At 35.1% G+C, this 18475-nt stretch carries 23 protein-coding genes; 15 read left to right on the top strand and 8 right to left on the bottom strand.

Features of this window, described 5'->3' with window-relative positions; genetic code table 11:
* The first annotated feature begins 83 nt into the window (after window positions 1–83).
* Window positions 84–878 carry a tyrosine-type recombinase/integrase gene (locus BC008_RS34395; RefSeq protein WP_082650698.1) on the top strand — a complete coding sequence of 265 codons (795 nt, stop codon included), beginning with the start codon at window positions 84–86 and terminating at the stop codon, window positions 876–878.
* 613 nt (window positions 879–1491) lie between these two features.
* Here the strand turns inward: BC008_RS34395 and BC008_RS34390 are convergent.
* The 7 genes from BC008_RS34390 to BC008_RS34360 form a co-directional block, all read right to left on the bottom strand.
* Window positions 1492–1839: a hypothetical protein gene (locus BC008_RS34390; RefSeq protein WP_027844063.1), complete on the bottom strand. Its 348-nt coding sequence runs from the start codon at window positions 1837–1839 to the stop codon at window positions 1492–1494.
* Window positions 1836–2744 carry a hypothetical protein gene (locus tag BC008_RS34385; protein WP_027844064.1) on the bottom strand — a complete coding sequence of 303 codons (909 nt, stop codon included), beginning with the start codon at window positions 2742–2744 and terminating at the stop codon, window positions 1836–1838. The genes BC008_RS34390 and BC008_RS34385 overlap by 4 nt, the downstream gene beginning before the upstream one ends.
* Window positions 2734–4647, bottom strand: a complete 1914-nt coding sequence (locus tag BC008_RS34380; RefSeq protein WP_153009692.1) for a hypothetical protein — start codon at window positions 4645–4647, stop codon at window positions 2734–2736. Before BC008_RS34380 ends, BC008_RS34385 begins: the two co-directional genes overlap by 11 nt.
* Complete coding sequence (locus tag BC008_RS34375) at window positions 4626–4808, bottom strand: hypothetical protein (RefSeq protein WP_153009691.1); 183 nt, start codon at window positions 4806–4808, stop codon at window positions 4626–4628. Before BC008_RS34375 ends, BC008_RS34380 begins: the two co-directional genes overlap by 22 nt.
* A 56-nt stretch (window positions 4809–4864) precedes the next feature.
* Complete coding sequence (locus tag BC008_RS34370) at window positions 4865–5194, bottom strand: hypothetical protein (protein WP_036265962.1); 330 nt, start codon at window positions 5192–5194, stop codon at window positions 4865–4867.
* A gap of 2 nt (window positions 5195–5196) precedes the next feature.
* Entirely contained in the window at window positions 5197–6021 is an 825-nt protein-coding gene (locus tag BC008_RS34365) for a hypothetical protein (RefSeq protein WP_058184163.1), read from the bottom strand.
* A 138-nt stretch (window positions 6022–6159) separates the two neighbouring features.
* Complete coding sequence (locus BC008_RS34360; protein WP_027844067.1) at window positions 6160–6687, bottom strand: hypothetical protein; 528 nt, start codon at window positions 6685–6687, stop codon at window positions 6160–6162.
* Window positions 6688–6863: 176 nt separating this feature from the next.
* Between BC008_RS34360 and BC008_RS34355 the strand changes: the two genes are divergently transcribed.
* The 13 genes from BC008_RS34355 (at window position 6864) to BC008_RS34290 (ending at window position 14738) form a co-directional block, all read left to right on the top strand.
* Entirely contained in the window at window positions 6864–7466 is a 603-nt protein-coding gene (locus BC008_RS34355; RefSeq protein ID WP_027844068.1) for a hypothetical protein, read from the top strand.
* A 20-nt stretch (window positions 7467–7486) separates the two neighbouring features.
* On the top strand, window positions 7487–7702 hold the full coding sequence (locus BC008_RS34350; RefSeq protein WP_036265966.1) for a hypothetical protein: 216 nt from the start codon (window positions 7487–7489) through the stop codon (window positions 7700–7702).
* On the top strand, window positions 7695–8093 hold the full coding sequence (locus BC008_RS34345; protein ID WP_027844069.1) for a hypothetical protein: 399 nt from the start codon (window positions 7695–7697) through the stop codon (window positions 8091–8093). Before BC008_RS34350 ends, BC008_RS34345 begins: the two co-directional genes overlap by 8 nt.
* Before the next feature lie 23 nt (window positions 8094–8116).
* The gene (locus tag BC008_RS34340; protein ID WP_027844070.1) at window positions 8117–8845 is read left to right on the top strand and encodes a hypothetical protein; all 729 of its coding nucleotides are present in this window, start codon (window positions 8117–8119) and stop codon (window positions 8843–8845) included.
* A 159-nt stretch (window positions 8846–9004) separates the two neighbouring features.
* Window positions 9005–9268 (top strand): hypothetical protein, encoded by a 264-nt coding sequence (locus tag BC008_RS34335; RefSeq protein WP_027844071.1) that lies wholly within the window; start codon window positions 9005–9007, stop codon window positions 9266–9268.
* Window positions 9269–9321: 53 nt separating this feature from the next.
* On the top strand, window positions 9322–9600 hold the full coding sequence (locus BC008_RS49900; protein ID WP_058184162.1) for a hypothetical protein: 279 nt from the start codon (window positions 9322–9324) through the stop codon (window positions 9598–9600).
* Complete coding sequence (locus tag BC008_RS34325) at window positions 9584–10072, top strand: hypothetical protein (protein ID WP_027844073.1); 489 nt, start codon at window positions 9584–9586, stop codon at window positions 10070–10072. The genes BC008_RS49900 and BC008_RS34325 overlap by 17 nt, the downstream gene beginning before the upstream one ends.
* Window positions 10073–10540, top strand: coding sequence for a hypothetical protein (locus BC008_RS34320; RefSeq protein WP_027844074.1), 468 nt, complete (start codon window positions 10073–10075; stop codon window positions 10538–10540). It abuts the gene before it with no gap.
* Window positions 10541–10554: 14 nt separating this feature from the next.
* Window positions 10555–10995 (top strand): hypothetical protein, encoded by a 441-nt coding sequence (locus BC008_RS34315; protein WP_027844075.1) that lies wholly within the window; start codon window positions 10555–10557, stop codon window positions 10993–10995.
* A gap of 65 nt (window positions 10996–11060) precedes the next feature.
* Complete coding sequence (locus BC008_RS34310; RefSeq protein WP_027844076.1) at window positions 11061–11798, top strand: hypothetical protein; 738 nt, start codon at window positions 11061–11063, stop codon at window positions 11796–11798.
* Window positions 11798–13033 carry a hypothetical protein gene (locus BC008_RS34305; protein ID WP_027844077.1) on the top strand — a complete coding sequence of 412 codons (1236 nt, stop codon included), beginning with the start codon at window positions 11798–11800 and terminating at the stop codon, window positions 13031–13033. The genes BC008_RS34310 and BC008_RS34305 overlap by 1 nt, the downstream gene beginning before the upstream one ends.
* Before the next feature lie 186 nt (window positions 13034–13219).
* A complete protein-coding gene (locus tag BC008_RS34295; protein ID WP_058184161.1) occupies window positions 13220–13579 on the top strand; it encodes a hypothetical protein in 360 nt (119 codons plus the stop codon).
* A 424-nt stretch (window positions 13580–14003) separates the two neighbouring features.
* Entirely contained in the window at window positions 14004–14738 is a 735-nt protein-coding gene (locus tag BC008_RS34290) for an ABC transporter permease (RefSeq protein ID WP_027844080.1), read from the top strand.
* A 165-nt stretch (window positions 14739–14903) separates the two neighbouring features.
* On the opposite strand, the gene BC008_RS34285 is transcribed toward BC008_RS34290, so the two are convergent.
* Entirely contained in the window at window positions 14904–17306 is a 2403-nt protein-coding gene (locus tag BC008_RS34285; protein ID WP_082650670.1) for a bifunctional serine/threonine-protein kinase/ABC transporter substrate-binding protein, read from the bottom strand.
* Window positions 17307–17813: 507 nt separating this feature from the next.
* Here BC008_RS34285 and BC008_RS34280 point away from each other — a divergent pair.
* The gene (locus tag BC008_RS34280) at window positions 17814–18068 is read left to right on the top strand and encodes a MoaD/ThiS family protein (RefSeq protein WP_027844081.1); all 255 of its coding nucleotides are present in this window, start codon (window positions 17814–17816) and stop codon (window positions 18066–18068) included.
* Window positions 18069–18475 lie beyond the last annotated feature (407 nt).

Below are 18475 nucleotides of genomic sequence, written 5' to 3'. Positions count from 1 at the left end.
GTACTTTTTTACTCTTTTATTATTGATTTATTTAAGTAATTACCGATTGTGACAGTTAGAGTGCGGAAGATGGGTAAAAACGAATTAAAGAAATTAAACAGAGTGACTATAGTAGTGAAGACACGAATTTAGACAACAAAGATTTAGCTTTCACTTGGGATGAAGCTGAAACAATAATGAGTTTTCTAAAAAACCATGATGGTAAGTTTAAGCATTGGTATCACTTCACTGCTTTTAGGTTTCTAACTGGATGCCGAATAGGTGAAGCTTGCGGGCTATGGTGGGGTGATGTTAAGTGGGATAACGAATGCATAGTTTTTAGAAGGACTTATAACGGGCGTATAAAAAAATTTAAACCTACTAAAAATGAAACTGAGCGACTATTTCCCATGCCTAAAAACGGTAGGCTATGGAACCTGCTTAAAGAATTAAAACAAGGAAATGGTAATGAATGTGTATTTTTAAGTTCTACTGGACGTAAAATTAATGACGACATAGCCGGGAGATACTGGAATAACAAATTTTATAAATCCAAGGGTATTACTTATGCACACTCTGGCTTTGTTCGCATACTGCTAGAACAAGGAAAAATCAGCAAGTACTTGCCTCCCTACAACACGCGTCATACTTTTGTATCTCACCAAATATATGATTTAGGGCGTGATAGAGATATTGTTAATAGTTGGTGTGAACATGGTGAAGAAGTTTCAAGAAAGCACTACCGTGATACTGGGCGAATAGCTAAGGGAATTAATCCTGAGCTGCCAGCAAGCAATCAAACTACATTATCTGAAATAGAGCAATTAAAGAATGAGAATAAAGAATTAAAAGAACAAATAAAGCAATTAATGGATAAATTAGATAAGTTAATCAAGTAATTGATTCATTAATTGAATAAGAAATAATGGGGGTTAACTCCCCCTCTTTTACTGGCTGTGGATTAGGAAAATCAGGTATTACTTAAAATTAATTATATTATTTATTACTACTAATTATTAGACTTAATAAATACTATTATTTATTATTTATATTATTTTTTTATTATTTTTATATTTATATATATTTAATTTAAAATATAAAGCACCTAAGTTCTTAAGTTCTACGTTTGAAAAACCTAGCTGCCTATCTAAATAAAGCTTGTTTAAACATTTTTACTTGTAACTTAAATGCAAGTAAATGCCTGATTAGATACATGACCTTACCCAATAACTTTAAAACCATAGATAAGCATAATTAATGAGACTTAAGCTAGCTTAGTTGTCATAAAAACGACTACAAACCTTGTTATGTAATGCATGCAAGGCAAATCGTAGACAGTTATGCTAGCTTTCATCTCATTGTCCGTTGTTATGTGTGTTTGCTGTGTCTCGCTATATGTTGAAAATAATTGAAAAAATAATTGAATAAATAATTGAATTATTTTTACTATATAGAAAAGGAAGGCTGTTAGACCTTCCTGGAGTTCCTACTTGCTCTTGATTAAGGGGGGATTTATGGATTCGTATCGAGGTTATCTTGCTCTATTTTAACAAGCCTATCCTGTATGTCATTCATCGAAAGAATTGATGCTTTTGCTTCTACATTATCGTCAGGTATTTTATCTAATGCTTCTGCAATATTTTTTATTGCTTCAGTAATCGTTAACATCGTTTTAATTAATTCTGTAAATTTCATTGAAGTATCTCTTCTAATTAGCATCTCGCATTCTTTTAATCTATTAACTCTTCGTTTTAAAAATACTGTTTTTTTTCGTTCTGTTTGAACGCACTGATTAACATAAAAAACAGCGAACATTTCTACTATTTGAAGTACTAAGACTCCAGTCTCTAGATGAGTCATACGATATGCTTGGCTTCTATTTTTCCATCATCCTTGAATTCAAGTTCAATTGTCTGCTCTTTGCCTAACAAAACATCTTTAGCTTGGTGTTGTTGGGCATAAAAAGCATCTAATCCACCGGCTACAACATAACCAGCTTCTATGCAAGTTTCGCTAAATTCTTCTACAAAATTCTCAATAAAACCTTTGACAAATTTATTTTCAATAGAATCAACTCCTTTCTTAAACTTTTCAGCAAATATAAAAGGTCGTCGTCTAATTTCTAATTGTGTTCTTAGGTCAACTAACTTAAGACCCTTGTCTAATTGGTTGTTAACGTAATCTAACTCTGTTCCGCGAATTAACGCCCTAGCATCTCTATATATTGATAAGAATGCAGCAGTCATATAGCTTTGGAAGGTAGAGGTAGCAAGTCCAGCTATTGAGCCACTTAATTCCTCAAAAGCTTCTAAGCCTACCCTACTTAATAAATGGGCTCCCAAGGGTTCATTAAATACAAATATTAAAGATGATGGGAGTACACCACAAACTAACCACCCCATACTTTGCCCAGTAACAGAACCTAAATTGTTAACCATGCTTTGGTACTGGGCAATAACATTATTGTTAATTTGCTCGTCACTTATATTCCAATCAAAGTTCCATAAAAATTGGAATGCATTAACTACCCCACTCCATAAAGCAGTAAAACTAAATTTCAATCCACTAGCTATTATTCTGAATGCCTCGCCTAAAACATTGCTAGTGAATTTAAGAAAAGAACTGAAGAACCGAGTTAATACATTGCCGTCCTTATCTTTAGTGTCATCATTTCCTGTAAAGCTAAATTTTCTAATTCCATTATCAGCGGCTTTTTTACGTATAGTTCTACTTACTAATTTGCTAGCTAATATTTTAATCGCCATTTCCGTTATCTGTTAGTTTTTTGATGTATTCTTCTATCTCTTTAGTACCATCCCTTTCCACATCTTCAAGGTTTTTCTTAATTTGCAATGCCCTAAATATATTGTCCTGAATTTCTTGCTTGGCAATTGATGGATTTTCAATACGGCGATAAAATGCACCACGGATAACAGCGCCTGCAAATAACAATTCTGTTAGCGTTTTTTGTAAGTTAGTTTTATCATCGTATTCAGTAACAAGTACTTCCACATACTTTTCTTGAAGCATCAAACTAAAGTCTTGAGCGCCTGGCGTAAATGTCATTGGCATCTCAATTACTTTATCTTTTGTCTTAAATGCTAGGTAATCAACAATCGACTCAAGTAAATAGTTGTTTTTTGTTGCTACCTGCTTAGAACTCCCAGACTCAACTAATGCTTTAGTTGCCATTGCAAGAATGACGTCTTGGTTAACTGAGTTATTAAGTACCAATGAAAATATCTCAGCTATTGCCTCAGCAATATTAGGTAATTTAATTGATAATTTTTGGTCGCCATCTTTAAGCAAATCAGCATCTTCTATTTCTATTGGTATTTCAAATTCACCAATTAATTCATCCATCCTTTCTGCGAACCAAGCAATTAAACTACCTAAATTTTCTATTTGCTTAGTACCTGATTCCTTGCCATCTTGTTTTAACAAAGATTCTGGAACCGTTGCAGGGAATTCATCGCTACCAATACGCTTGTTAGCTTTTTTGACTTCCTTATAGATTTTTTTCAAAAGGTAAGAATTATCAGGACAACACTTTCTCATATATGGATACGGTGGCTCCTTTAGTGGATTTTCAAATATGCAGACATCTTCATAACAAACATATGATTTCCATTTCTCAACACGATGTAAAGTCGGATGGTCAACAGTATACTTGTATTCTCTGTACTGAACTCCAAAAACGTTGTAACCTACTTCACCAGGCTTTACTTTCACTAATCCTTTCGGTGTTTCATATTCATCATAATTAGGGAAACCTCCATCACCATTCCAATTGCTTAAGTACTGAGTATCCGAGCGTGGTGTATAGTCAGGATTTATCTCTACATAACTAGGCTTACGTAGCATGTCTTCATAATGGGAGTCAGGATTATCACTAATCCTTGCGCTATCACCCGGCAGGTCGTACCATTCCGACTCCTTAATATTCAAAAAATCATATCCATCTTCTGGGTACTTATGAACGCCTTGCTCATTAAAGTTCAAAAACTTTATTCCGTAATCATCTACTTTAAATGATTCAGGCTCAAAGTAGTACAAGTAATAATCAATGGTGTAATGAATGTCCCAACCAATAAAATATGTGTAATCATTATGAGTTTCGTACCTCTTCTCAATCATGTCGATCGAGATTTGTTGAGACATGTACTGGAACCATATGGGTGGTTTATCCCATTCAACCTCTACTTCAAGTTTGTAGTGAATGATATCTATAGGGCACCATATATATATAGCGTGTTCGCCGTCGGGCGGTGGTTCTGGTTGTTCTGGCTCCTCAGTGTATTCAATTGGTTCAAAAGTTTTTTTCTGGATTCTGCAAACAGGGTTACGGTAAACAATTTGAACTGGAGCTAATTTAACAAACGCAAGAGCGCCATTAACTTGAATTCCTATATTGCATTCGTCCTGGACTATTTCAGTGCTTAATTCTAGTGGTGAATTAGTAATAGGGTTACCACAGAAAGGACTATCAGGATAACGGTTGCAATCCATCGGGTCAGCTGGTGTGGTAGGTGTCATATAGAATGGAGTACCTGAAATAGGCGTCAATCCATCTTGGACCTCTGAAGGCTCTTCCTCTGGAGGCATATAGTCTAACTCTGGAAACCTAAAACGCCTTTTTGGTTTTTTTACTCGTCGTCTCCGTACCATCTTTTAAGCCTTACAAATAATATGTTTTTTGGTGCATTAGTTAATGCTTGATATTTTGCAAGCATTGTTTCTCTATCTATTTTTCCGTGTAATTTATAAGGCATAGAAAAATCATTTATATCATTTTCAAATATAGGTAACTCTTTGTATGGATTACGCATAAGAAAGACTTCCAAGCTATCAATAACTCGGAAGCTTAACATACTTGGAGGATGCTTTACTTTTTAAATTCTGTCACATTAATCGTCGCTAAGCCAGACGGGCCTCTTGCTTTTAAAACCCCAGTGTAAGCAAAGTCATCAAAATAGGTTCCCAGTGGAGGTATTTCAGTAATAGTTCTGTAAGTGCCATTCCCGGCATCATGGACTAGAACCACGCTTCTTTCTGTCTCTGTGTTGTAGATAATGAAGCCTACTCTTTCCGTATCGCTTCCAAGTATGACTGATGGTGTAGTCGTTACGTTGTATCCAGTATTTACATAAGTCCTTGAAGATTGATTAGAATCAGGTATTTCTACATTTACGCTAGCAGGGCTAAATAATCCCATAATTAAATACTCTCTAAAATGTTTAGTTTAGAAGTTCCGTTTTTACAAATTGCAGATATATTACCTCTCCAGTTTACATTGCTTGTACTGTATTCATAATGTCCGCCAGGCACAATTTTAATTGCTGAATTAACATCAACATCTTCACCAAATTTTATATAACAATCATTAAAACCTTGATTACTAATTAGTACATATTTTCTAAAGTTATTACTACTTAAAATAATAAAGCTATTCGTAGTAACATTAACACTTGTCTCTATATTATTTGTGATTACATTACCGCTTCCAGCCCATTCATTTTCGTACACTATTTCTTGCACATAACTTCCATGAATAGTTAGTTCATCATCTCCCTCTAATAACCCATATCCAACATCGATTAGTTTAATACCTAGTCTTCCGTTCTCGCCGAATTCATAAGTTAAATTATCAGTCAAATAATCCATGGCATTGTATATCCTATAAGGATAGCCGCTAGGATTAAGTAAACTTATTTCGGCAATTACAATCCAACCATTAATGCCGTCATTACTTAAAAGTTGTATTTGTTTACGTGGTGATTTCCATTCAACATCAAGTGTTTTGTAGAGTTTTTCTGTTTCACTGTCATCAAACTCTATATTTGGTAACTGTATTTCTGGTAATGATTTGATGCTAGAAAATATTTTTAAGTTTTTTAAAAACAGATTAGCTGATAGTATTCCCGAATTGATTCCCGATAATCCATCTAAGTTATTTCCAAGCACAGGGATAATATTAGATGATGAACTTGAATTTATTTTGAAAGCAAAATTTCGAGAGCGATTGTAGGTGTTGCTAGTCATCTTGTCTATATAGTAAAAAAAATTCAAAAAATAATTCAAAAAATAATTGAATTATTTTTGACATATACAAAAACGGAGCCAGGTATCACCTTAGCTCCTTATTTTTACAAAGACAAGAAACTGTAAATTAGATTAAATCTATGGATTGCCATCTCCATTACCATCACCAGAGCCAGATGGTACATCTACTAAATACTCAATGGCCTTTTCATAAGGCATACCATCATCAGTAAGCCCTAATTCAAATTGAAAGTTAAAGTTAGCCGAGAAAGTACTGGTATCAGTATTTGTAGTGGAAGTAATCCGATTCTCATTGTTAGGATTGCTCTCTACGTCTTTCTCCATTCTTTGTGCATAAATAATCAATTGATGCAAGTGTTGCATAATCGATGGCGCTTGAATGTCACCATTACCGCTAGAAAAGCCTAAGTAATCTGGCAGGTAGTCTTGAGCAGTTACAAATATTTCACCTGTACCGCTGATTACTTCTTCGACAGGCAAATTACATGTAGCAGAAAAGATTCTGCTATTAGCATTAAAGCCAATAGAAGTATTACTTATATTTTCCTCTTGTTCCAACAGAAATAGACGGGTCAAACACTCCATTATTTGACCTTCAACAGTATTCTCTTTAAGCGTTCCACCAGAAGAAAGTAAAGTAGCCATTACGCGTTTTTAATTAATACTTTTTAGTGCTTAACTCCATTGTAATTTTTATATTTCAAATATCATTAAATTGCCTTAAATTTATGCTTATCCCTAGGGTTTCAGTTACGATTAAAAGAAAACAAAAAATTAATTAATGAAGTTATAATCATAACAAGAAATCACTACTTTTAATTATGGCTAGAAATTATCGTTCGCGTGACCCCGTTTATGTCGTTACCAGTTCAGGTACAGGTAACTTTAATTATGGTTTTAATACTGGTTTAAAAACAGATAAAAGAAGTAATTTTGGGCAAACTGCTATTGATTTTAACAGTGTACCCGACAAGACTGCTTTTGGAGTTAACTCCCCCAAGCCGGCGAGAGCATCCAAAAAAGAAACAAGCGGCTACGAGTCTAGCTGGTGTTCAGACGATAAAATTGCAAGCTTAAAGGCATCTGGATACAAAGTTATCCCGGGAAGGCGTAGATTTGGGGGCAACTCTGCTTTATCGCAAACTCTCTACGTAACGATTCAAGGCATTAAATATGCTTGGATATCTCCATTGCTTCCTAGCTTTGTACCTGCAACTGATTTAGCAGAGTTAGGAGTAAAACAAGCTTCGGCAGGTGACAAAGATTTAATCTTTGGTGCTTCACAACCTAAGCCATCAAGATTTAAAAAAGATTTTACCCAGGGTGAAACATCTGGCTCATTCAGTATTTTTATTGATCCAGCGCAAGAAGATAATGCAATTGCAAAGGGCTGGACCCGTGCCAAAGGCTTAATTTTGCTGTAAATCGCTACCCATTACCTGACATGAATGAACTATTACTTCCAGGCGAACCTGGTTTCCAAGAGACTTTAGTTAATGCGATGCACTTGTTTAAGCCTAGGCATAATACAGCTTTCATTGCCAGACCTGGAAGTAATGGTTTAATGATTCCTGTTTCGGGTGCTGAATTGCGGGAATATTTGTTAGGCGGTGAATACGATGAAAGAATGGACGAATTAGAAAATGAAGTAGATGAATGATGCATTTGGTAATTGGACAGATTTAGGAACAATTAATCCTTTGTTTTCAAAATGGACTGAAAGCACTAACCATTTAGTTATTGACAGTGGAAACAAAGCAATAATAATAAGACATACTTTTAACATTAATAATGCCAACAAAGTAAATAGTAGATTGATTAGCAAGATAAAGGTTAGGGCAGAGGATAAGTTCTACACAGTACGCGCTCAATTTATTTACCCTTTGGACGTTGTTGTAATTGCTTCATTTCCTGTGTATTCAAGAGACAATGCAAGCACTCTTTTCAATGTAACTACAGAAGTTAAAAAATATAGTTACGGCAGTCATAGGTTTGCTATTCAAGACGATAATTACTCGGTTAAGCTGGAAGCGTTAGCAGTTCCAATTTAAATTAAGTAATTATTGTTATTTTTATGAGCGAAAAAATTAGGGTTACAGGAAATAACCTTACTTTAAGACCATTAATTGCTGAAGTTATAGCGCTACGTAAATTAATAGAACATCGTGATGTTGGCGATATTGTGGCCCAACCAATCGTTGATTATGTAAGGGCGTCTCCTCACACTATTCGATTAACGATTACTTTTTTTAGTACAAAAGAACCACCGTTTTACACTTCACCAGCAGGAAAGCGAGTTACTTACAATATTCCAGACGTAGCTAGAAACAAACTTAATTGGACAACTATTAAAAATGCTGCAGGTGGCGCAAATGGTTACAACTGGGGTCGCTTTCGTGCAACAGCTAATTTAGACAATGGTCGTCAAATGGCTGTTTATGGTGGCTCAGAGAACGAAGCCGAACAAAGGCTTAAATCATTATTAACATTGTCAACTGCAAAAATATTAACGCTTAGCGTATTAGAAGAAAAGAAAGAAGGTATTAGGCAGAAAGATAAAATTCTCTACAAGGAAGTCACTAGAATTTACCCCGCTTATTGCAGCGTATTATCTAGTCAAAAAATAGTTGATGAATCCAATCGCGAGTTAAACGAATACGGGTCTAGAAAAGTCGGAACTGTTACCGGTGCATTTAAACGAACAAAGTCACAAAAGATTCCTTTATGGGTCAACCAAGAACCTGCTGATTTTACTCAAATAATTAGCGAGTCTTTAAGGAATAGGGGTGTTAACACTCAATAAAAAGGTCGTCATTCGTATATATACGTAAAAATGCAGCTGACTGCTTACTAATAAATTTTATCTCCGAGAAAGTGATTAAGAAAAACTAATAACAATTGACTGTATTTTTTTTTACATCACTATAGAAATCGTTCGGAACTCCTACTTTTTATTGCTCTGATGAATGACATTTATAAAGAACTGGTTGAAACCTACAAAAAGTTAGGTACCTTAAGTTTTGCGTTAGCAGAAGATGCAGATAATTTAAGGATTACAAAACATGGTTTTGCTAGAGGCGAAAGAATGATAGTTTCATTTGAAGTTTTACTTAATGCACACAATAGACTTGTGCAAGGTAAGCATTATGAGGCTGCTGTGTTGCTACAAAAACTAAAAGATGATTTAACTAAGGTCTCTAGGGCTGAGGCTATATATAAAAAATAATTCAATTATTTTTTGAATTATTTTTTGAATTATTTTCAACACATAGAGAAGGGATGCCAGAACGAATACACTGGACAGAAACAATCGGCAACAAATACGTTACCTCTCTGCATCCTTCAATGCTTACTCCAAAAGGGTATATCAAAAAATGTACTACCCCAATGATAGGAAGTCTTAAGCAAAGGGTACCCGTAGAAGTGACATATGACAGAGCGTACGTAAAACTAAAAATACGTAAAGCTGTAATACAAGGGCTTACCCCAATTACTAAAGATGAACTCTTAAAGCTAATCAGCGAATGTTGGGATGAGGAATATGCGGAAAGAGAATAAAAAATCTTTCTGGATTGACCCAGCTACAAGTAGAACTTACCCCAACAAAAAAGACATTCCAGCATACTTGCTTGCTAGTGGTCGCCTACAACATTGGGATTCAGTGCTAGAGTTTAAAACTTTTCAGTTTCTTGAAGTGTGGTTTCCCAAAGTTGAAATAAGACGTCAGAAAGAAATCCAGATTTATCCTAAGAATAAAGCGTTTCCTAAGATATCCTGGAAAATTGATTTCTGTCTCGAGTTTCCAATACCTATATATATAGAAGTCAAAGGTCAATGGTTGCTCAAAGATGCAGAAAAAGAAATATTCTGGCGTACCCTCAGAGGAGTGCAAGATAAGCACCCTCAAATATTTAACCGGCTATTGTTTACTTCAGACAAAGGTGATTGGAAGATACCACATACTAATCTTTCAGTAGTGCCACTCAATAACTTAAGAACTCATCTAGACAGCATAGTTGCAATAGACTAAATGATTAATATAGTGGAGATTCAGATTTGTAACAGTCATAAAGAAATGGCTGAAGCAATGCTTAAGTACTGCGAAAGCGCTCCGTCAGGCTTAATTGCTCGACATTTTTTGAGGTTCAATATTGAAAAGAAAATCATTGAGGTATTGCCCTATAGTTTCCCTACTGCAAGCATTCCTGAAAGGATAGTTCAGGAAATGGTGGGAGGTGAGCCGATTTACTACCAAGTTAAAGACATTGGTAGACTTGCAGTTCTTAAGGGCGGCTCTTTAGCTGCAAAGCTAGAAATGGATACCCCTTGGTATTCCTACGGTTCAAACATTTTTCTTACTACAGGAATTGTTGGTAAGACTGTACAGGAAAAAGCTATTAGAGGCTTTAGCTTCATTGAAGCTAACCAAGTGCTACTTGAGTTTGAGGCTAGCTCTCATTTTAGAGCAATCGAATTTAACCCACTTTGCTTATTTTGATTAGGAGTAAAATTATGTCAGGCCGCGTATCTTTACAAGACAAGCTAGAGCAACGTAAGACAGGGAAAGAGTTCAGCAAATACGCCTTCATGGATGAATGGTATTACTGTGAAGTAACATCATCAGGGAAGTTTAAAATTATTAAATCTGATGGAGCTGTATCGCAAGTCTTGTCAGAACGTTATTCTGATAAAGCAAGAAAGGAACCTGAGTTCATCAAAGTAAATGCATCAGGTGTTTATATTGTTCATGACAAAATGACGCCTGAGGAAATTGACAAAAAAACTTTTTGCATGCATCGCAAAGATAAGATGCCATTCCCATTTTTTATTGTTGCAATGGCTCCAGACTTGAAAATGAAAGATGCATGCGAGTTACCTTTGACTACCTTGTTAAGCACAATTAACAGCCTCAAAGTACAGAAAGGTAAAAACGTCGAAATTCACATTGTTTAATTTTTTTTTAATAAGAGTGAGTACATCCTCACTCTTATGTGTTGTTATTCATCCAATCAAAAACGATGCCTGCATATTTAAGTGATACAAAAGCTTCTGAGAAATTTAGCTATATTTCATTGTCCGACTTCCCCTCAATTAAATTTGGGGTTAATTTTCAAGAATTATGCACTAAGCAAGATGATGATTTTTACTATGTATTTGGGTATGCTAAAAGTGCTACAGGCGTAATAAAAGTAGGCAGCAGTAAAGATTGGAAATTTGAGCCACAAGAAATTTACTTCAAGGTAGCTAAAAAGAATTACGAAAAAACTGATTGGAAGACTAAAGAGAAAAAAGTAATAGAGCAATCTAGAGTAGAAAAACTATTATGCAAAAATCTTGCAACACTTGATGAAAGCAAGGTATATCAAGGTCAAATCGATGTGTTTGACACCAACCAAATAGATTTAATCTTACTTGGTAAGCAAGCTGATGGAACAGACATTCCTGAAGTTGTACTCAATTCCTTAAATACTGGTTTTTGGATGGTTACACCTTGTGAATCTCCAGAAAAAATCAACCCACCTGAAATAACTTTACCCAAAAGCTATGGAAGTAAGAGCTACGGAAGTAAGGGACAAAGTGAACTAGAGAAATTAAATGATAGAACTAAATTTGCAAAGCAATGTTTATCTGAAGCATTCCCAGATAAAAAGATTGAGAATGTAAGTGACTTAGCTGATGTTTTAAGTGAAGCTGCTATTGCAGAAAAATCTAGTGTAGTTTGGTCGGTTGTTTGCAAAATTATGGGGAGTGATTAATGACAGAAAGTACTGCTACTTCTCATTACCTGGATCCAAAAGAATTTTATGCAACTTACCTTCAAAGCTGGACTGATTATTGGGAGAAAGACAAATCAATTTATGCGAATGTAGCTAGTATTCTAGAGCAATCTGTGTGGTTGCCACAGAAGAAAATACTTATTCCTGTTGCATCTATATATATGCTACTCCCTAGTAAATGGTCGATGATTACGCCTATATTGTTCGCTTGGGGTGATAAAGGTAGCGGTAAATCAACTCTTTCAATGCTCGCTAACTACCTTCATGGTTTTAGTCAAACATTCTCACCTACAGATACTTTTGCAAGTATTCGCAATGCCTTGGACGCCATGAGGTGGATGGATGGAGCTACAAAAGACATGGAAAAAGATGGCGCATTACTTGCTTGGGATAACATTCATGCTGAAACATTAAGACGTGACCCACGCATTTATCAGTTACTACTATTTGGGTACAACCGCAATACAGACAGAATTAGCATTGCTAATAGTCATGGGGAAAATAAAAACTATCATGTGTTCTGTCCCAAAATAATTAGTTCAGTTGAGCCACTGCATATCAATCAAGAATTTTCTGAACTCCATAGAAGATTGCTATTAATTCCTCATAAACCTTTCGATAAGTTTTCCCATGACGAATTAAAGGAATATGACGGACTTGATTTAAACCTAGACAAAATTGACTTGCAATCCATTAGTTGGGATGGTATCGATGAAAAATTTCACATTTTTTGGAACACTAAAGAAAATGTTCAGAATTATGTTTTCTGGAGAAACTTACTTACCCGCAAAGGCAAAAAACCCTTCAAGGTTCCTAAAAATATCAAGGGTGAAAGATGGACAATCATGATTGACTTGCTTTGCACTGGTTTAACCGTTGGTGCATTCAAGGAAGTTCAAGAGTCAATTGACTTTTTTGCTCAGTACTGGGAATACATTGATAAACATTTCCTAAGCGAATCTAGTGCTACTTTGGGTCACTTAAAATTATTCATTGAAGAAGAAGCAGGAATAATTCTTAAAGCAAATAAAGCAGCGATTAAAGCAGGTAGTCAAACAATCAAAGCAATAATCCAGCCTCAAAAATTGAGGGAAAGATTGAACTTTCTACAGCAAACTGGACAATTAGATATTAGTCCTAAAACTAAAGATATTAATTCGTTGATGTGGGAACTAGGATGGAAACTAACAACAGAGGGATGGGTAGAAAGATAGAAGTAAATTGGATTCTATCTTATGAACAGGCTGAATTACTTTGCAGATATTTAGAGTTATGCTCAATGCATAAATTTGATGGCTTTAATGAAGATAGTTGCAAAATGATAATCGCGTTAAAGCAACTACTAGAATCATTGCTAAACAGTGAAGCAAAAAATCTAACAACCGAAGTAATTAATGAAGATGACTTACCATTCTGATTTATATATTGCTCATATTACTCAAAATAGTATTGAGTACTTAAAACGTGATAAATGGTTGCAATTAGATGACTTAAAGCAATTGGTTGGCAAACAGAATGAGCGTCCATATATTGAGTGTGTTTATCGTCGATTCATTAATCCAGTAGTTACAGCAGTGATTGATGATTGTGGTGCTGTTTCACAATTACCTTGGATAGCGACATTACCTTGGAATACTCACATTTATGGTGATTTTGTTTTGTGTGGCTTTGATAGAACTCCAGATGGGGACATGGACTTATGTTCCATGCCTAAAGAGGCATTAAACGATTCTGTAGCACAAATTAAGCTAGTAGCTTAAAAGTCAAGTCATAGCTTAGTTTCAAGGGAAGTCTTAGGGCTTCCCTTTGTTATATGTAGAAAATAATTGAAAAAATAATTGAATAAATAATTGAATTATTTTTACTATATAGAGATAACAGCAAAATACAGGTAGGTGAATTCAATTTTTCGTAACATCCTGACAGTTAGGAAATGAAATATAGAGAACCAAAAATCTTGAGTGTTGGGTACAATGGATAAGAATTAACTTAGCCACTGAGTATCTACTGAGTAATTTACTCAGTAGTGCTTTATACGACATTTTCAGCTTATTTAAACTAATTCCAAGCTTAAATAGTAATGACTGAGTATTTAGATAGGAGTGAAGCTCGAAAGTGCTGAAAAAACGTAATTATTTACATGTCTCATGGCAGGCGGTTTTCTCGCTGATAATATTTATTTTTATGTACCTCCCCATTGGGGTATTAGCTTTCTACAGTTTTAACCAGTCTGCTTACAGTGCTAAGTGGGAAGGCTTTACCTTGAAATGGTACCGTTACTTATTTCAGGATGAAAGTATTTTATTGGCGCTGAAAAATAGTTTAATTGTTGCTTGTACTGCGGTTGGTATTGCAGCTATTTTTGGTACTTTAATGGCTGTGGGTTTAGCGCGTTATCGTTTTCCTGGTAGATCCCTTTATCGGGGTATTTCTTACCTACCTTTGATTATTCCCGATATTGCGATCGCTGTAGCGACTTTAGTTTTTCTCGCAGCTTTTGCAATTACTCCTAGTTTATGGACAATAATCGCTGCTCATTTGGTCTTTTGTCTCGCTTACGTTGCTCTTGTCGTTTCTTCCAGACTCAATAATATCGATCCCCATTTGGAAGAAGCTGCATTGGATTTGGGTGCGACCCCAGTACAAGCATTCATGAAAGTGTTATTACCCCAATTGATGCCAGGTATTATTGCAGGTTGTTTGCTGGCTTTTGTGTTAAGTTTGGACGATTTTATTATTGCCAGTTTTACTGCTGGGGGTGGTTCCAATACTTTACCAATGGAAATCTTTAGTCGAATCAGAATGGGCGTAAAGCCCGATGTTAATGCATTAAGCGTAATATTAATTGTAGTTTCTGCGATCGCTGCACTTATTGCTGAATTAATTCGTAGTACAGGGGAAGTGAGGAGTAATGAGTAATGAGTAATAAGTAATAAGTAATAAGTAATAAGTAATGAGTATGAATCTTTGCTCAATACCCAGTCTCTAATCCCCAGTCGCCAGTCGCCAATCACCATATGCCGCTTGCGGCGTGCGGCACGCAGTGCTTATGGCTAACGCCACGCTTCCGCTAACGCCAATCCCCTAATCCCCAGTCCCCAACAAAGGCATAAACTCTAAGTACCCAGCAGTATTACGGATAACTTTAACTAAATGGATATCTTGCTGTTTGGTATCGCCCCCTATCGGCTGTGCGGAACGTTCGCCATTTGCATTAAAAGTTATTTTGCCGGTGGTTCCAATACTATTAAAATCTGGGTTTGCGGTAACCCTGGCTACATCTTCACTTATTGCTGAAATTGGTAGTTTTTTTAATGCAGCAATTAAAGTATTAGTTGCATCGTATGATGTTGCTGTACGCCAGCTAACTTTTCCTCGCCACATCTTTTCTGAACTGACAGAAAACCCATCATTGGGATTGATACTATGATGCCAAGGAATTGCTACGACTAAGCCCAATGCATTCTGTCTGACCACTCTCAGAGTGTTGGAATGGTAAAGACCATCTCCACCAACAATCAAAATTTTCTTTTCTGCTGCTGTAATAACTTGAAGGGCTTTATTAGAAACCAAACCATCACTATTAGGAAATAATACAATTGCATCAGCATTGTTCCGCTTAGCTCGAGCAATTACGTAATCCGCATGCCAATGGGGATCGGATAAATTAAACTCTTCAACTACTTCTCCTCCTCCATTATTAAATTCAATATTAAATACGTTTCGTAAAGATTTACTATAGTTACTATTTTTATTGTAAAAGACAGCTGCTTTTTGCTTATCAGCTTGATTTATTAGATAACTAGCTAAAGTTTTAGCAGTTATGCTATCGCTGCTAACTATTCGACGGAAGAAGCAATTTTTCAGTTCAATATTTAAACACTTTTTTGATAAATCTTCTGAGGTTGCTGTTGCCGAAATTAGTAGTAGTTTATTCTGTTGATAAATATCAATAGCTTTTACTGTTGTGTCACTAGTAAAATGACCAATAACAGCTAAAATGTCACGTTTTTGCACTAGATAATTAGCAATTTTTCTAGCTATTCGAGGACGATTATTATCGCTAGCAATTAGAACTTTAAGACCAATTTTTTGTTTGTTATATTTCTGATTGAACTCATTTTGAGCTTGAGCTACTCCTCGCAGAATTTCTAAACTTGAATTAATACTATCTTGGTTATTACTAATAGGTGCAACCACAGCAATGGTGTATGCTTTAATTTTTTGTGCTTTAACCCGAGCATTATTCAAATAAATTAAAGTTTCTGGATCGCGTTGTTTATTCAATGAAAGTTGTAGTAAACGAGAACCATTGACATAATCACCCTTTGCAAATGCTACGACACCTTGTTTTTTTTCTTTATTCCAAAAATTACTGATTAAGATTTCTTCCCCACAACTTATTTCATCACCAATGGGAAAGTTTCTATAAGAAATCTTTGAACAACCATTTACTCCATTTAAATACCAATTACCAGTAGATATTCCAATTCCTAATAATAAAAATATGGCTATTACTTTATAAGGGATAAGATGTAAAATTAATTTTTTATTCAGGTGTCTTAAAAGAACTTTAGTATCTTTAGGTCGACGACGCCAATCGATTTCGATGGTTGCGTCTAATAAATTCTGGAAATTATACCAACGAAGTTTATCAATTGCACCCTCTTCATTTTTAGGTGGTAATAAAACTTTATTTCGCCAAGTTAATTTACCATTTTTATCGATGGGAATATCTAAAGGATGAAGTCTAGTTAATAAATGTACAAAAGTCCGTCCTAAAGCAAAAATATCCGATTGTGCAACGGTTTCTCCATAATGAATTTGTTCTTGGGGAGCATATCCTGGAGAACCTATTTGGGTACCATTTCTAATGTCGTCATGTTGTAAATAAGTTTGTGCTAAGTCCCTTACCGCACCAAAATCAATTAGCACTAACTGACCATCAGGTCTTAGCATAATATTTGCTGGCTTAATATCCCGATGGAAATATCCCCGCTCATGAACCAGGTCTAAAATTTCTACTAGTTGCTTGAATGACTTGTAGATTTCCTCAAATGGAAGTGGCTTTTCTCCTTGACGATCTAACCATTCTTGTAAATTTAAACCATCAACTTTTTCCATCACCAAGCAATACAGTGGTTCTGGATAATTAGAAAACTTTAATTCAAAATATCCATTTTCGTGTATTTTTGGTATTCCTGGATGATTTAGAAATTGCAATACATTCGCTTCTCTTTTAAATAGGTCAACAACCTTCTGTCTTACTTTTTCAGTAAATGGAGATAAGTTTAAAACCTTCAATACATAATGAGAATTTTCATATTCGACCTCAAAGGTTCGACTAAATCCTCCTTTTCCTAAACGTTTAGTTATACGATAGCGCTGATTCAAAAGCAGACTAGACCCGCAATTACGACAAAATTTTCTGTCAGCGTTCATCGGGTCATTAGGATGGGAACAATTAGGATTTAGGCAACAACTCATAAGACATATATTAGCCTAACACTATCATAAGATTTTTGACTGTTAGTAGAATCACTAATTAAGTACATACACTTAATACATTATTGATATTTACACTTTTAAGTACGTGGGCTACAAATAATACAGTTCGCACAATAGATTTTCCTAGAAAATAATTTTTTGTGCTAAATTAAGATTTTATTGATTTTTCTTAATATTTGAGATAGTATTTACTCACAATTAAAGAAAAATCAAAAATTCTAAAAATATAGTGTGTGTGCACACTGTTCTCAATAATGTTTTTACTCTTTATTGATTAAAATTATATGTAATATTCCAAGCAAATACAAAATAGTAGGACTTGCAATTGTTGCAAAGCAAGGATTTCAATTTATTGAGCAGATATATACCAATTAGACTGTTCATATCAATGCGACACTCTATTTGATATTAGATTTGGTAATTTGCATCATTTTTTTAAATTGTAAAGATAAGTAAACAATCTTGAAATAATTTATTTTGTTCCCAATGTCTGCAATCCAAGTTACCGTTAAGTTATTTGCTGCTTACCAAGAAGCATACGGAGTACCAGAAATGGTGCTAGAGATTCCCAAAGATACGCCAGTGGGGGATGTGCGCGATCGCTTAATATCCGGACATCCCGAACTGAGTAAATGGCGTGAAGTAACGAGGTTTGGTGTTAATTTTAATTTTGTTGAGCCTGATACATTACTGCAGGATGGAGATGAGGTTGTCTTAATTCCTCCTGTCAGTGGCGGATAATTCTTGCATTGAAATTTATTTTTATATTCAGTGTGTCTTGTTGGATAATTTAATATTCTACTGACACGATGTAATATTTACAACATTAAACAGTTGTTTGTTAGCTGTTGAAAAAGTTTTTTGTGTTTATAATTGTTTTCCCTATTATTTTCTTAAACACTAATATTACTTGAGAATCACTGATTGATATCAAGTCCGCTTAATTAGTTACTATATAACCCTATTGAAAAGACCGCGATTATTACCTAATAACCCTTTTACTGTACACAATACCTAGAGCTTTTATGGCGACGGCAGATCCAAAGGTAACGTAGTTATAGCCTCTAGCTGCGCTACCTTGCGGTTAAGCCTTACGGCAGAGTCTATGACTACGTCACCTTACGGATCCCTCTTGCTGCGCTAACGTC

The organism is Mastigocoleus testarum BC008 (assembly GCF_001456025.1).
Taxonomy (GTDB): Bacteria; Cyanobacteriota; Cyanobacteriia; order Cyanobacteriales; family Nostocaceae; genus Mastigocoleus; species Mastigocoleus testarum.
This window is presented reverse-complemented; position numbering and strand designations above follow the sequence as displayed.

Excerpts from the sequence above, each read along its gene's own strand:
- BC008_RS34390 (WP_027844063.1), bottom strand. The coding sequence starts at position 1,839 with ATGACTCATCTAGAGACTGGAGTCTTAGTACTTCAAATAGTAGAAATG.
- BC008_RS34385 (WP_027844064.1), bottom strand. The coding sequence starts at position 2,744 with ATGGCGATTAAAATATTAGCTAGCAAATTAGTAAGTAGAACTATACGT.
- BC008_RS34380 (WP_153009692.1), bottom strand. The coding sequence starts at position 4,647 with ATGGTACGGAGACGACGAGTAAAAAAACCAAAAAGGCGTTTTAGGTTT.
- BC008_RS34375 (WP_153009691.1), bottom strand. The coding sequence starts at position 4,808 with ATGCGTAATCCATACAAAGAGTTACCTATATTTGAAAATGATATAAAT.
- BC008_RS34370 (WP_036265962.1), bottom strand. The coding sequence starts at position 5,194 with ATGGGATTATTTAGCCCTGCTAGCGTAAATGTAGAAATACCTGATTCT.
- BC008_RS34365 (WP_058184163.1), bottom strand. The coding sequence starts at position 6,021 with ATGACTAGCAACACCTACAATCGCTCTCGAAATTTTGCTTTCAAAATA.
- BC008_RS34360 (WP_027844067.1), bottom strand. The coding sequence starts at position 6,687 with ATGGCTACTTTACTTTCTTCTGGTGGAACGCTTAAAGAGAATACTGTT.
- BC008_RS34355 (WP_027844068.1), top strand. The coding sequence starts at position 6,864 with ATGGCTAGAAATTATCGTTCGCGTGACCCCGTTTATGTCGTTACCAGT.
- BC008_RS34350 (WP_036265966.1), top strand. The coding sequence starts at position 7,487 with ATGAATGAACTATTACTTCCAGGCGAACCTGGTTTCCAAGAGACTTTA.
- BC008_RS34345 (WP_027844069.1), top strand. The coding sequence starts at position 7,695 with ATGAATGATGCATTTGGTAATTGGACAGATTTAGGAACAATTAATCCT.
- BC008_RS34340 (WP_027844070.1), top strand. The coding sequence starts at position 8,117 with ATGAGCGAAAAAATTAGGGTTACAGGAAATAACCTTACTTTAAGACCA.
- BC008_RS34335 (WP_027844071.1), top strand. The coding sequence starts at position 9,005 with ATGAATGACATTTATAAAGAACTGGTTGAAACCTACAAAAAGTTAGGT.
- BC008_RS49900 (WP_058184162.1), top strand. The coding sequence starts at position 9,322 with ATGCCAGAACGAATACACTGGACAGAAACAATCGGCAACAAATACGTT.
- BC008_RS34325 (WP_027844073.1), top strand. The coding sequence starts at position 9,584 with ATGCGGAAAGAGAATAAAAAATCTTTCTGGATTGACCCAGCTACAAGT.
- BC008_RS34320 (WP_027844074.1), top strand. The coding sequence starts at position 10,073 with ATGATTAATATAGTGGAGATTCAGATTTGTAACAGTCATAAAGAAATG.
- BC008_RS34315 (WP_027844075.1), top strand. The coding sequence starts at position 10,555 with ATGTCAGGCCGCGTATCTTTACAAGACAAGCTAGAGCAACGTAAGACA.
- BC008_RS34310 (WP_027844076.1), top strand. The coding sequence starts at position 11,061 with ATGCCTGCATATTTAAGTGATACAAAAGCTTCTGAGAAATTTAGCTAT.
- BC008_RS34305 (WP_027844077.1), top strand. The coding sequence starts at position 11,798 with ATGACAGAAAGTACTGCTACTTCTCATTACCTGGATCCAAAAGAATTT.
- BC008_RS34295 (WP_058184161.1), top strand. The coding sequence starts at position 13,220 with ATGACTTACCATTCTGATTTATATATTGCTCATATTACTCAAAATAGT.
- BC008_RS34290 (WP_027844080.1), top strand. The coding sequence starts at position 14,004 with ATGTACCTCCCCATTGGGGTATTAGCTTTCTACAGTTTTAACCAGTCT.
- BC008_RS34285 (WP_082650670.1), bottom strand. The coding sequence starts at position 17,306 with ATGAGTTGTTGCCTAAATCCTAATTGTTCCCATCCTAATGACCCGATG.
- BC008_RS34280 (WP_027844081.1), top strand. The coding sequence starts at position 17,814 with ATGTCTGCAATCCAAGTTACCGTTAAGTTATTTGCTGCTTACCAAGAA.